General features: G+C 65.2%; 8 protein-coding genes and 1 riboswitch. Of the genes, 5 read left to right on the forward strand and 3 right to left on the reverse strand.

The window, feature by feature from the left end; all coding sequences use genetic code 11:
- The first annotated feature begins 10 nt into the window (after positions 1-10).
- Complete coding sequence (locus ACG10_RS18970) at positions 11-349, forward strand: tryptophan synthase subunit beta (protein WP_089169398.1); 339 nt, start codon at positions 11-13, stop codon at positions 347-349.
- A 16-nt stretch (positions 350-365) separates the two neighbouring features.
- Here the strand turns inward: ACG10_RS18970 and lapD are convergent, their stop codons facing one another.
- Both lapD and lapG read right to left on the reverse strand, forming a co-directional pair.
- The gene (lapD, locus tag ACG10_RS18975) at positions 366-2,306 is read right to left on the reverse strand and encodes a cyclic di-GMP receptor LapD (protein ID WP_089169399.1); all 1,941 of its coding nucleotides are present in this window, start codon (positions 2,304-2,306) and stop codon (positions 366-368) included.
- Positions 2,307-2,314: 8 nt separating this feature from the next.
- The gene (lapG, locus tag ACG10_RS18980) at positions 2,315-2,974 is read right to left on the reverse strand and encodes a cysteine protease LapG (RefSeq protein WP_089169400.1); all 660 of its coding nucleotides are present in this window, start codon (positions 2,972-2,974) and stop codon (positions 2,315-2,317) included.
- Between the two features lie 227 nt (positions 2,975-3,201).
- Here lapG and ACG10_RS18985 point away from each other — a divergent pair, with 227 nt between their 5' ends.
- From ACG10_RS18985 to ACG10_RS19000, 4 genes are all read left to right on the forward strand, one after another.
- Complete coding sequence (locus ACG10_RS18985) at positions 3,202-5,517, forward strand: Tex family protein (RefSeq protein WP_089169401.1); 2,316 nt, start codon at positions 3,202-3,204, stop codon at positions 5,515-5,517.
- A gap of 4 nt (positions 5,518-5,521) precedes the next feature.
- Positions 5,522-5,911, forward strand: a complete 390-nt coding sequence (locus ACG10_RS18990) for a PaaI family thioesterase (RefSeq protein WP_198318971.1) — start codon at positions 5,522-5,524, stop codon at positions 5,909-5,911.
- 178 nt (positions 5,912-6,089) lie between these two features.
- On the forward strand, positions 6,090-7,673 hold the full coding sequence (gene gshA, locus ACG10_RS18995) for a glutamate--cysteine ligase (protein WP_089169402.1): 1,584 nt from the start codon (positions 6,090-6,092) through the stop codon (positions 7,671-7,673).
- 530 nt (positions 7,674-8,203) lie between these two features.
- A riboswitch (cyclic di-GMP riboswitch) is annotated at positions 8,204-8,289 on the forward strand.
- 422 nt (positions 8,290-8,711) lie between these two features.
- Positions 8,712-10,922 (forward strand): glycoside hydrolase family 70 protein, encoded by a 2,211-nt coding sequence (locus tag ACG10_RS19000; protein ID WP_198318972.1) that lies wholly within the window; start codon positions 8,712-8,714, stop codon positions 10,920-10,922.
- 226 nt (positions 10,923-11,148) lie between these two features.
- Here ACG10_RS19000 and ACG10_RS19005 read toward each other — a convergent pair whose 3' ends face one another.
- Positions 11,149-13,767 carry an alpha-L-rhamnosidase-related protein gene (locus ACG10_RS19005; protein ID WP_089169404.1) on the reverse strand — a complete coding sequence of 873 codons (2,619 nt, stop codon included), beginning with the start codon at positions 13,765-13,767 and terminating at the stop codon, positions 11,149-11,151.
- Positions 13,768-13,936: the final 169 nt, after the last annotated feature.

Here is a 13,936-nt window from a genome sequence, read left to right on the forward strand (position 1 = left end):
GGGAGGCTCGATGCTGTATGTGAAACGCGATGCCCACGGCCAACTGCTGCGGGTGGAACAGGTGCCGTTCGAGGACATGGACGGCGGAATCGACGCGGCCAGTCCCGAGGCCCTGGCCTGGAAAGCCGGGCAGGCGGCGCAGAGCAGCCTGCTGCAGTTGCGCCAGAGCGATCTGGAAATGATCCGGGTGCTGGAAGACCTGATCTACGCGCTGATCGACAAGGGCGTGCTGCGCATCACCGACCTGCCGGAGGCCGCCCAGGCCAAGCTGGCCGGGCGCAGCCGGGCGCGCGACGCGCTGCAGGGACGCCAGCGGCTGCTCGACGAGGAGGACGGCGGGCTGATCTGAAGGCCCGCCAGCCTGTTTACAGTCCCCATGGCCAGGGCGCCGGCTCGCCGAGCCGGCGCCCCTGCCCGCCGGCGAAGCCCATCGCCTGCACGACCTGCCATTCCCCGTCGCTTTCCACCCGCTCGGCGATCAGCGGCAGGTCGATGCTGTGGGTCGCGCGATACATGGCCTCGATGAACAGCCGCTTGTCGTCCTCGCGCTCGATGTCGCGGATGTAGCTGCCATCCACCTTGAGGTGGGCGAGGCCGAGCCGGGCGAGGTTACCGATCAGGCTGAAGCGCCCGCCGAAGTGCTGCACGCCGAGACCGCAACCCAGCTCGTGCAGGCGCCGGACCAGGGCCTCCAGCGCCCCCGGCTCGGGCAGTTGCTCCTCGTCCGCCTCGAGAATCAGCCGCCCCCCCAGGCGGGCATGACGCTGCAGCAGCTCGGCCAGCCGCTCGAGGGCCGGGGGATCGCGCAGCGTGGCCCCGGTCAGGCTGAGGGCGAGCTGACCGTCGTGCACCTCCAGGTGCCGCAGGACCTGCTCGAGCATGGTCAGATCAAGGCGCGTGCTCCAGCCGAAACGCTCCAGCCAGGGCAGGAACTGCCCCGCCGGCAACAACCGGTCCTGCCCGTCTGGCAGGCGGGCGAGCACCTTGTAGTGGAGGACGCGCCCGGACTCGCCGGCGCCGACCACCGGCTGGAAGTGCAGCTGGAACAACCCTTCCCGAAGGGCGTGGTCGAGCCGGCGATACCAGCCGTCCCGCTCGTCCGCCGGCGGCGCCACGGCGCCGGGCTCGCCGCAGGCCCAGCGCGGCCCGCTCTGGCTGGAGGCCTGGGCCAGCGCCTCGTCGAGGGCGCGATAGAGCTCTCCCGGCGCCTCTCCGGCGCTGAAGGGCGTCAGGCCGATATGGGCGACCGGCAGGCGATCGCAGGTGCCGGTGTGGTAGAGGCTGCTCATGGCCTGGTCGAGCCGCTCGGCCAGCTGCTCGGCTGCATCGCGCTCCAGACCCGCCGCGAGGATGGCGAACTCGCCGCCGCGGGTGCGCGCCAGCAGGTCATGCCCGGCACAGGCCAGGCGCAGCTGCTCGGCCACCGCGACCAGCAGACGGTCGGCACGCTGCCCGCCCAGGCGCTGGTTGAGGCCGACCAGATCGTCGATGCGCAGCAGCAGCATGAAGCCGCTGCTGGCCCGCTCCTCGCCGGTCAGCCGCGACTGCAGCTGGAGGTCGAAATGGCGGCGGTTGCCGAGCCCGGTGAGGCTGTCGCGGTAGGCCTCGGCGTGCAGCCGCTCGCTGCGCAGGGCCTCCTCGCGGAACAGCGCCTTGAGCTTTTCCACCATCTGGTTCATCGCCTCGACCACCCGGCGCAGCTCCGGGGTGCGCGGCAGCTCGGGCAGGCTGAGGAATTCCCGCCGGGCGATGGCCCGCGACTGCTCGACCAGATAGTCCAGCGGCCGCAGCTGGCGGCGCAGCAGCAGGGCGCCAAGCACGGCGCTGACCAACCCGCAGAGCAGCAGCCAGCCGAGCCAGCCCAGCGCGCTCTGCCAGAGGCGGTCGATGGCGAACAGCGGATGGCTGATCACCTCGATCCGCGCCGCCTGCTGCCAGCCGCGGCTGACGATGGCGTCGGCACCCTCGGCGCGCAGGCCGACCAGCCGGGCGAACCAGTCCGGCGCATTGCCGCCGTCCGGCCCGCCCTGGCGCTCGACGATGACCCTGTCGTCCAGGCCGACCACCCGGATGCTCGAGTAGTAGCCGCTGTCGAAGATCGAGCTGACCATCAGCTCGGCCATCGCCGGATCGTCGATGTGCGGCGCGAGGGACAGGCCGAGGGCGGTGGCGGCGTCCTGGGCGTGGGCGCGCAGCTGGTTGGCGTACTGGCCGCGCGAGGTTTCCAGGCTGACCACGAAACTGCCGGCAAAGGCGACCAGCAGGAACAGGCAGATGGCGATCAACAGCTGTTTGAACAGCGACATTTCGGCTCCTAATGCTGCAGCGGGAAACCCTCGGCCTGCATCTTCTTCAGCAGATCCTGCCAGCGCGACAGCCGCTTGCTGTCGCCGACCTTCCTGTCGCCCGCACCGCCGGGCAGCCAGAGGCCCTCGCCGTTGAAGGCGTACACCGGCAGCAGGTCGTCGCGCCGGCTGGCCGGGAGGATCTCGCCGACCAGATTGTCGAGCACCAGCGGCACCGCATCCGGACGCGGATAGTAGGTGAGCACCATGTGCGCCTGGTTCAGGCGCAGCGCCTTGACGTAGGTGATGCGCAGCTTGCCGGCGGGCACGCCGAGGCGGCGCAGGCTGACGTACTTGGCGATGGCGAAATCCTCGCAGTCGCCGGCACCGCGGCGCAGCGCCTCGACCGGCGTGGCCCAGTAGTCGGCCTGGCGCCAGAGCACGGCGTCGTCCTTGAACTGCAGGCGCAGGTTGAAGAAATCGTTGATGGTACGCAGCTTGTCCAGCTCGCTGTCCCTGGCGCTGTCGGCCAGCAGGCTCTGCCAGGCGACGAGCCGCGCGCGCCCTTCGCCCAGCGGCCCGTAGAGCTTCTCCGCCCGCTCGAGGATGCGGGCGAAATCCCAGTCCTGCGCCAGCGCGCCGAACAGGCCGCCGAGGAACAGGCCCAGCACGGCGACGGCGGTGCCCATTCGACTTCTGCGCGGTCGCCTCGGGCGGAACATTCGACTGCAATCCAGGTGGAGGGGACGGGCCAGCGGCGATCTCCGCACGCATAATGGCGCATCGCCATTTAATGGCCGGCATGGTGGACAGTCGCCGGGGAAAACACAAGGCCGCCGCGCCTGTGCCCGGCCGTTATAATCGCCCTCCCCTGTGGCCGCTGCGGCCACCTTCCCCCGCCCAAGCAGGAAGTCATATGGACAGCATCAACGCCCGCATCGCCGAGGAACTCGGCGTCCGCCCGCAACAGGTCGCCGCCGCCGTGGCGCTGCTCGACGAGGGCGCCACCGTGCCCTTCATCGCCCGCTACCGCAAAGAAGTGACCGGCAGCCTCGACGACACCCAGCTGCGTACCCTGGAGGAGCGTCTGCGCTACCTGCGCGAGCTGCAGGAGCGGCGCACGGCGATCCTTTCCAGCATCGAGGAACAGGGCAAGCTGACCCCGGAACTGGCGCGCGAGATCAACCTGGCCGACACCAAGACGCGCCTGGAAGACCTGTACCTGCCGTACAAGCAGAAGCGCCGCACCAAGGGCCAGATCGCCCTGGAGGCCGGCCTCGGCGAACTGGCCGACGCGCTGTTCGGCAACCCCGGGCTGGCCCCCGAGGCCGAGGCGGCACGCTTCGTCGATGCCGAGAAGGGCTTCGCCGATGTGAAAGCGGTGCTGGAAGGCGCCAAGTACATCCTCATGGAGCGCTTCGCCGAGGACGCCACCCTGCTCGAACGGCTGCGCGGCTTCCTCAAGACCGAGGCCACCCTGAGCGCCCGCCTGGTCGCCGGCAAGGAGCAGGAGGGCGCCAAGTTCAGCGACTACTTCGAGCACGACGAGCCGCTCAAGGGTGCGCCCTCGCACCGCGCCCTGGCGATCTTTCGCGGGCGCCAGGAGGGCGTGCTGAGCGCCGCCCTCAGGGTCGGCGAGGAGCTGCCGGGCAGCATGCACCCCTGCGAAGGGATGATCGGCGAGCGCTTCGGCATCAGCAACCAGGGCCGCGCCGCCGACAAGTGGCTGGCCGAGGTGGTGCGCTGGACCTGGAAGGTCAAGCTCTACACCCACCTGGAAACCGACCTCTTCGGCGAGCTGCGCGAGGCCGCCGAAACCGAGGCCATCAACGTGTTCGCCCGCAACCTGCACGACCTGCTGCTCGCCGCCCCGGCCGGCCCGCGGGTGACCCTGGCCCTCGACCCGGGCCTGCGTACCGGCTGCAAGGTCGCCGTGGTGGATGCCACCGGCAAGCTCTTGGACACCGCCACCGTCTACCCGCACGCGCCGAAGAACGACTGGGACGGCACCCTGGCGACCCTCGCCAGACTCTGCGCCAGGCATGCGGTGGAGCTGATCGCCATCGGCAACGGTACCGCCAGCCGCGAGAGCGACAAGCTGGCCGGCGAGCTGATCAAAAAGCACCCGGACCTGAAGCTCACCAAGATCATGGTCAGCGAGGCCGGCGCCTCCGTTTATTCGGCTTCCGAGCTGGCGGCCCGCGAATTCCCCGAGCTCGACGTGTCGCTGCGCGGCGCGGTGTCGATCGCTCGCCGCCTGCAGGACCCGCTGGCCGAGCTGGTGAAGATCGAGCCCAAGGCCATCGGCGTCGGCCAGTACCAGCACGACGTCTCCCAGCTCAAGCTGGCGCGCTCGCTGGACGCGGTGGTCGAGGACTGCGTGAACGCCGTCGGCGTCGACGTCAACACCGCCTCGGCCGCGCTGCTGGCGCGCATCTCCGGCCTCAACGCGACCCTGGCGGGCAACATCGTCGCCTACCGCGACGCCAACGGCGCCTTCAGGAGCCGCGCCGAGCTGAAGAAGGTGCCGCGCCTGGGCGACAAGACCTTCGAGCTGGCCGCCGGCTTCCTGCGGGTGATGAACGGCGACAACCCGCTGGACGCCTCGGGCGTGCACCCGGAGGCCTACCCGGTGGTCAAGCGCATCGCCGCCGACACCGGCCGCGATATCCGTTCGCTGATCGGCGACTCGGGCTTCCTGAAACGCCTCGATCCTGCCAGATTCACCGACGAGACCTTCGGCCTGCCGACCGTCACCGACATCCTCAAGGAGCTGGACAAGCCCGGCCGCGACCCGCGCCCCGAGTTCAAGACCGCCGAGTTCCAGGAGGGCGTCGAGAGCCTCAAGGACCTGGTGCCGGGGATGATCCTCGAAGGCGTGGTGACCAACGTGACCAACTTCGGCGCCTTCGTCGACATCGGCGTGCACCAGGACGGTCTGGTGCACATCAGCGCGCTGTCGGAGAAGTTCGTCAAGGACCCCTACGAAGTGGTCAAGGCCGGCGACATCGTCAGGGTCAAGGTGATGGAGGTGGATATCCCGCGCAACCGTGTCGGCCTGTCCATGCGCATGGGCGACACCCCCGGCGAGAAGGTCGAGGGCCCGCGCGGCGGCGGCAAGCCGCGCGGCAATGCCCCGCGCAGCGAGCGCCATTCCGGCCAGGACAAGCCGGCAGCGGCGAACAACGCCATGGCCGCGCTGTTCGCCAATGCCAAGCAACTGAGGAAGTGAACGCGTGAGCATGCAAGAGGAAGAGGTCGGCCGGAGCAGCGCCTTCGGGCGCCTGCTCGGCCTGGAGATCCTGTCCGCCGGCGGCGGCGAGGCGACGGTGCGCCTGGCCATGCACGACGGCCTGCGCAACCTGCACGGCAAGCTGCACGGCGGCGCGCTGTTCTCGCTGATCGACAGCGCCATGGGCCAGGCCAGCCACAGCCTCAACGACGGCACGCCGGACAGCGTCACCCTGGAGTGCAAGGTCAACTACATCCGCCCGGTCAGCGAGGGCGAGCTGACCTGCCGCGCCTGGGTCGAGCACAGCGGCAAGCGCACCCAGGTGATCGAGGCCGAGGTGCACCAGCACGGCAAGCTGGTGGCCAAGGCGCTGGCCACCTTCGCCCGCCTGTAGGCGTTCCGTTGCCCCGCTTTGGGCAGGGTGGGAAACGGCCGCCGGCCTTTCCCACCACAAGCGGCGCCATGCTCCTGTCCTGCCGCCGCCATTTCCCCTCCGGCCCCGGGCCGACGATACTTGTATAGCCGTCCGTCCGTCCCCATATTGGGCCGACCGTGCCTGAAGGAATCCGAACTTGAGCGAGCTACTTTCCCGCCGCCTGGCCCTGCTGGGCGAGCCCGCCAACCAGTCCCTGCTCAGGCACTGCCTGCACGGCATCGAGCGGGAATGCCTGCGCGTCGATGGCAATGGCGAGCTGGCGCAGACCCCTCACCCAGAGACACTGGGCTCGGCGCTGACCCACCCGCAGATCACCACCGACTACTCCGAGGCGCTGCTGGAGTTCATCACCCCCGTCGAGACCGACCCGGCGGCGACCCTCGCCGACCTGGAGCGCATCCAGCGCTTCGCCTGCGCCACGCTCGACGGCGAATACCTGTGGAGCCCGTCGATGCCCTGCCCGCTGCCGGCGGAAGAGGACATCCCCATCGCCCGCTACGGCCGCTCCCACATCGGCCGGCTCAAGCACGTCTACCGCAAGGGACTGGCGCTGCGCTACGGCAAGACCATGCAGTGCATCGCCGGCATCCACTACAACTTCTCCCTGCCGGAAGCGCTCTGGCCGCTGCTCCAGCAGGCCGAGGGCGACACCCGCAGCGTCCGCGACTTCCAGTCCGAACGCTACATCGCGCTGATCCGCAACTTCCGCCGCTACAGCTGGCTCTTGATGTACCTGTTCGGCGCCTCGCCGGCGCTCGACAGGAGTTTCCTGCGCGATCGACCGCACCATCTGCAGGAGCTCGACGCCGACACCCTCTACCTGCCCTGGGCGACCAGCCTGCGGATGAGCGACCTGGGCTACCAGAACAACGCCCAGGCCGGCCTGACCCCCTGCTACAACGACCTGGCCAGCTACACCGACAGCCTGCGCCGGGCAGTTTCCACGCCCTATGCGCCGTACGCCGCGATCGGCACTCAGCGCGACGGCGAATGGCTGCAACTGAACACCAACGTGCTGCAGATCGAGAACGAGTACTACTCGAGCATCCGCCCCAAGCGCATCACCGGCAGCGGCGAGCGGCCGATCCAGGCGCTGGTCGCCCGCGGCGTGCAGTACGTCGAGGTGCGCTGCCTAGACATCGACCCCTTCCTGCCGCTGGGCATCGACCTCGACGAGGCGCGCTTCCTCGACGCCTTCCTGCTGTTCTGCGCCCTCGAGGACAGCCCCTGCCTCGCCCCGGACGAATGCGCCAGCTGCACCGGCAACTTCCTCAAGGTGGTCAAGGAAGGCCGCCGCCCCGGCCTGCACCTGCAGCGCCGGGGCAAGCCGGTACTCTTCGCCGACTGGGCCGGCGAGTTGCTCGAACGCCTGCAGCCCTGCGCCGAGCTGCTCGACCGGGCCTACGGCGGCGACGGCTACGCGAGCGCCCTGCACGCCCAGCAGGCCAAGGTCGCCAACCCCGAGCTCACCCCCTCGGCCAGAGTCCTCGCGACCCTGCGCGAACGCGGCGAAAGCTTCCGCGCCTTCGCCCTGCGCCAGAGCCTGGCCCACGCCGAAAGCTTTCGCGCCCGCCCGCTGGGCGAGGAGGAGCGCCAGGCCTTCGAAGCCGAGGCCCGCGCCTCGCTGGCCGAGCAGGCCGAACTGGAACGCCGCGACAGCGGCAGCTTCGACGACTTCGTCGCGGCGTATCAGACGAGCATCCAGACCGCCGGAGCCTGAGCGCTACCACCAAGGCCGGCAAGCCGGCCGTCTTGTCGGCAGGCGCCCCCTGGCGAATCCACCTGCCGCTTAACGGGGCATTCATTGCGGCGCAAGCTTTTGCGTCCGCCCGCTGGACGAGGAGGCGCGCCAGGCCTTCGAGGCAGAGGCCTACGCCTCCCTGACGGACCAGGAATGCCGGGCAGCGCTAAACCAGATGCTTGCTTCGCCGCCTATCGGTCGGCCTGGACACTGCCACCAAGGCCCTTTCAGCCAGTCCGTGCAGTTAAGGGCGGGTTACAGCCAAACGAGCTCTTCCCGTTACCCAAGGACTCCTCCAATCCGGCAGGGTTGCTCCTTATTTGCTCCTTTTCACCGCAAGTAGCTAACGAAGATTGCAATGTTTCGGTCAGTCAACCGTTCATCGAAGTCAACATATACGAATGTATAACAGCATGTTATCGTTAGCCTGCTTGCAAAGATAGCGCTGTCTTTTGGAGCGCCACAGCTTCGCTCCCTGGGTCAACTCACTCCACGGTGAGCGGAAGCTGAACTGAAAAAGGCAAAACCATCGAAAGATGGCGACGCAAAGTCTCCGGTCTAAAGGAAATTTTCCGATGATAGCGGGACCGCCAGTTTTGTATGTCGACACGGTTTCCGTGCTCGCTTCTGAACTATTGCTCTTTCACTCGCCCCTGCTGGTGCCCCGTGCCTGCAGTGCGGCCGCGTCGCGTGCGGATCAGGCCGCCCGGGTGCATGCAGCAATGCCTGGCAAGACTGCGCATGTCCTCTTCCGATGGGTCACTCAACCGAGAAGGGTCAGGGGTATCGACATGAGCACACCCGACGCCACCCTGGCCAGCAGGAAGTTGCCCCTGGCAGCGCCCCTGTCGTGACTTCTCATCACACAAGGTAAAGCGACTCCCCATGAGAGCATCACCAAGCCAATTTTTTGCAATTTCCCTGCTCAGCATCGCGATTTCAGGCCTGTTGTCAGGCGCAGCGGTTGCGGCACAGACCCCCACGGCGCTCGAGCAGGTACCCGACGGCAAGGGCGGCGTGAAATGGCAGGAAGTGCAGCACGACGCGTCGGCCGAGGAAGAGCAGAAAGGCCAGGGCCGGAAAAAGTTTCTCGGTATCCAGGCGATCACCACCGAGCCGGATGGCAGCGTGAAGGTCGAGATGGGCAAGCCCGAAGTCCGGCAGCCCGCGTCGGGTGACGTCTTCGTCTCCAACGAGAAACTCGACGAGCACGTCATCTTCCAGGCGTTCGCGCTCTATCAGCCGAACGACAATGCGACCTACAAGGCCCTGGCCGAGAATGCCCCGCAGTTGGCGCAGTGGGGCATCACCGATGTCTGGTCGCCGCCGCCCTACCGCGCCGCCTCCGACTCCAAGTACGGCGAAGGCTACGCGATTGCCGACCGCTACGACCTCGGCGCCTACGACAAGGGCCCGACCAAGTACGGTACCGCCGACGAGCTGAAGGCGGCCATCGGCGCCCTGCACAACAACGACATCCGCATCCAGGTCGACGTGGTTCCGAACCAGATCATCGGCCTGAACGAGCGCCACGTGCTGCCGGTGACCGGGATCGACATGTACGGCAACCCGATGAACCCCTTCCTCGACCACTATCTCTACTCGACCTACAGCAAGGGTTCGGCGCCGGGGCAGGCTGAGCACGGCGTGATCAAGGAATGGGACTACTTCCACTTCCACGGCACCACGACGCAGTACCAAGGCCTGTTCCGGGTGCTCAGCGATGCCAACAGCAAGCTCTACCGCTATCTTGGCCCGAACCATCCCGAAAACTACCTCCCGGCTTTCCTGGCCGAGAGCGACGCGGCCAAGTACGGCAAGATCAACACCATCGACGGCTATCTGCTGGCCGATACCTGGTTCGCGGTCGAGAACGCGGAGAGCGAAAACGCCGTGTATGCGCCGCTCTTCCTGTACTACGAAGAGCCGCGCAGTGGCGTCGTCGAGCAGACCTTCATGGACTTCGCGCGCGAGAACGGCTACACGGGCAGCGACGAAGATATCCGCGCCACTATGCTGGCCGAGCTGCGCATGACCCCCAACCCCATCGGCCCGCTGATGGACGAGTACCTGGCCGCCCAGCCCGGCTACTCGAAGAAATCGGAAGACGACGCCAGGGTCACCGCGCTGCGCTACGATGGCCCCGAGAACGACGCATCGCACATCGGTACCAACGTGCTCGACTTCGAGTTCCTGGTGGGCAACGACCTCGACACCATCCGCGAAGACGTGCAGCAGGAGCAGCTGAACTGGCAGAAATATCTGCTCGACTTCGGTTTCGACGGTTTCCGTATCGATGCTGCCTCCCACATCAACACCGATATCCTGCGCGACGAGGTGACTCAGCGGCTCAACTACTTCGCCGGCGAGGACGTCAACGAGCACCTGAGCTATATCGAGTCCTATGTGGCCCAGCAGGTCGATTTCGAGCAGTCCAACAACTACGGTCAGATGGCCATGGACGCCGGCCCCTTCTCGGGCCTGATGTTCTCCTTCGGCCGCGACTGGGCGCCGCTGCGCTACGCCTTCGAGGCATCACTGATCGACCGGGTCAACGGCGGTCCGGCACTGCCCAACTGGTCGTTCGTGAACAACCACGACCAGGAGCACAACATCCTGGTGAACGTCCCGCTGACCGAGGAAGAGGCCGGGGGCTACGAGCCGAACAGCCAGCCCTACGAACTGCGTCAGCTAGAGAAGTACGACGCCGACCGCAACAGCGTCGAGAAGCAGTGGGCGCCCCACAACGTCCCGGCCATGTACGCCATCCTGCTGACCACCAAGGACACCGTGCCGACCGTCTTCTACGGCGACATGTTCATGTCCTCGAAGCCGTACATGTCGACCCCGACACCGTACCGCGACGACATCGTGAACATCCTCAAGCTGCGCAAGCAGTTCGCCAAGGGCGAGCAGGTGATCCGCTACGAGAACAGCAACACCGGCAGCAACGGCGAGGACCTGGTCAGCAACATCCGTCTCGGCAACGACCGCAAGACAGGTGTGGCCGTGGTCGCCGGCAACAACCCGGCGCTGGATACGACGATCACCGTCGACATGGGTGCGCAGCACCGCAACCAGTGGTTCGTCGACGCCATGGGCTACCAGCCGGAGCGGCTCAAGACCGACAAGGACGGCCGCCTCACCGTTCAGGTCAAGGGCACCCAGAACGTGGACGTGAAGGGCTACCTGGCCGCCTGGGTTCCGGATCTCCAGGCCCAGGAGTGAGCCTGCTCGTCACCGAGCGGTTCGCTTGAAGGGAGGGCGGCTCGCCAGCGGGCCGCCCTCTTTGACCGATATTTTGTCCTGCTCCGTTTTGAAACCTCTCGACGCATGTTGATAGGCGCATCGAATCCCTCGAGCTGATGCGGAAGACCCGATGCACTGCATCGGGTCGACAACCATCGACTCCAACTCTGACGAAGTTATCTTCGGGGGCACCGATCAGACATGCTTAGCGGACGTCCGAAGGCCCGAGTTTCACAATCCGCACCTTGGCAATGCTGGCCCGATTGACAGGACCGCCTATTCCGCCGCTACCGGAATAGATGGCATTCGACTTCAGATAACTCATATTGAAATAATCGCTGAACACGAGACGATAGTTTCCGGGCTCCAGATCGACCGCCATCTCCGTAGACGTCCTCAGAGGTTGCTCACCATTACGCGGATCGACATGCGGCATTTGCACGATACCGGTAGCTACCACCTTGTTGCGGCCTCTCAGCACATCAATTTGTTTCACCGCGTTGGTGACCCCGGTATTAATGGCATATTGATGGTTGTTATAGACCAGCTCGATGGCGTAGCGACCAGACTCCCTGATAGCGATGTCCTGGATTTCCAACGTATCGGTGGGAGCACCCCAGTCGCGCAACGTCGGCTCGGTAATACCGTCAGAGGGCGGCGTTACCGCAACATTACTAAGCACGCGAGCATCGGTCACAGGAATGACCTGGACCGCTGCCTCATCGGAGCAGAACGGCGCCGAATGATGCGAACGATGGCCACTGCTGCTGAAGACTGCCTGCACTGCATAGCAGACACGGGATCCGGCGGGAGCCTTGCTGCGGTCAGTCCAGCTCATCTGCGTCAATCGATCGTCAACGAGCTTGCCATCCCGGAAAATACGATAGTACACCGAGTCGCTCGAAATCCCGGTATTTCCATTATCCGTAAAGTGGACAGTGTACTTGCCATCTTTTTGCACAATGGAGGTGACCTGCGGCTCGACAGGAGCAAAGACACGCGGATCCCGATGATCGCCTGGATCGACCTCTGGCGCCATGGTGATACGCGTATCACCGGCATGCAAGTCACCGAAGTCGACTTCGATGACGTTCGCAGCATTGTTCAGCTGACTTTCTTCGATGACGCCGGTAACCGGCGCTCCGTTCAAGCGTACCGTCTCAACCATGTAGTAGCCTGTCCCGGACATCGCCTTCGGCAAATTCAGCACCACGTCGAGAGAGCGGCCCTTGTAGTGGAGTCCGGAAAGCCGTGCCTGGGGTGAATCACCGAACAACTGCCGTGCTTTGGCCGTAAGGAATGGTTCGACCGTAATTCCAGACTTGTCGACTTGATATCCAAATATCGTCCCGATGACCATATTCAGATAACCCGCGACAGACCACAGCTGACGCTTGGAGTTGATCACCGGGCCATCATCATAAAAAGGCTTTCCGGTCAGCCACTCCAGGTTTTCCATGTTGGAGAGATTCAATGCCGCTCCCCGCACGAGGGATTGGATCGCGTTATCTGCGACCGCCGAATTACGGACCTTGGCAGCCGCCTGCAGCTCATATGCAGTGACAAAGGGCCATAGCGCACGGTTGTGATAGACCTCTACACCCGGCTGCTGCGGGTAATACACCGGAACGCCCAGCTCGCCATGCGGATAGTTGGCCAGAACCTCCGATGCACGGCTTGACGGAGCGATCCCGCTCAGGATGGCCAGAGCCGAGCCGAGCATGTCGAATTTTTCGACGGGTGCCTGATCCTCGGCCGCGCTCGTCAGACTCGCGTATAAACCCGCCTCTTCCAGCCAGAAATGTTTATTGATTTTGTCCTTCAGCGCATCGGCCCAATCATCATAGCGCTGCGCCAGCGGCGCATCACCATGTTCACGGGCCAGTCGCGCGGTCAGTCGCAGCGCCTGGTAATGAACGACGTTGGTCGACAGAGCCTTGGACTCGGACATGTGACTCAGGTTATCGACGATCCAAGTCGCGTAGGTCTGCGTGCGCCAGTCAAGATAGGATTGCTCACCGTTATACAGGCCGAGCGCCTGATCGAATGCCGCCTGGCGATCAGCTTCAATGGTGCCGCGCAAGGCGGCGTAGGCATAATCCGAGAACTTGTCGTAGGCCTCACCGGATAGGCTGTTGAGAACGCTTTCGGCCGCCAGAGCCCAGGTCACACGGTCCGTGCTCACCGGCCAACTGCCGCCGGAGCCGGTATCCTGAACAATCTGAAGGGTGCCCTCGGGAAGGCTCGCAGGCGACTGAGCCCCTTCACGGAAGTCGCTGGTCTTGAAGCGCAGCGAATTGATAACTTGCGCAGGATTAAGCTCGGCCAAGCCGAGCCGGGCCGCATAGGACAAGTCACGGGTCCAGACGTAGGTCCATTTTTCTCCTGTCTGGAAACAGTTGCAGGCAATGGGCTCGCCAGCATTGTAGCTGCCGTCACGGATCTCGCTGACACTCAGCATCTTCAAGTCGTCCATGGCCATGGCGAACAGGCCATCGAACATCAAGTTGCCGCTCCGCAGCAAGGGGTGCGCGGCATCTTCGGTGAAAACCCGCCGCTTCTCGGCATCGTCACGAAGGTCCATCGTCGTGCTGATCGTATAGGTGCGCTGCGCCGCTTCCTGATTGGTTACCGACACGGTGACCGTTTCATCGCGACCGTTCGGCTCGAGTGGGTAGGCTGGGAAGATCACCGAGTTATCTACCCCGTCCTCCCCGGTCTGGGCTGCCTGGGGATTGTCAGCATAAGCGCCCCCGTAGAGCGCCGCCAAGGACAGCGCTACAGCGGTCATAGCAGTGGTGCCAAGATATTTGCGACGAAACATACGAGCTTCCTATTGTTGGGATTATTGGTAAGCAAGAGGCGCGTTTCCTTGCGTATCGCGCTTTTTCCTTGAGGTGTACGACCTCAGGACCAAGGGCCCCAGGGTCGGAAGTCAGTGGCGGAGGGATTTGACTCGTAGCTGCAGATAACCGCAGCAGGCAATGTCCGCT

Source organism: Azotobacter chroococcum (genome assembly GCF_002220155.1).
Taxonomy (GTDB): Bacteria; Pseudomonadota; Gammaproteobacteria; order Pseudomonadales; family Pseudomonadaceae; genus Azotobacter; species Azotobacter chroococcum.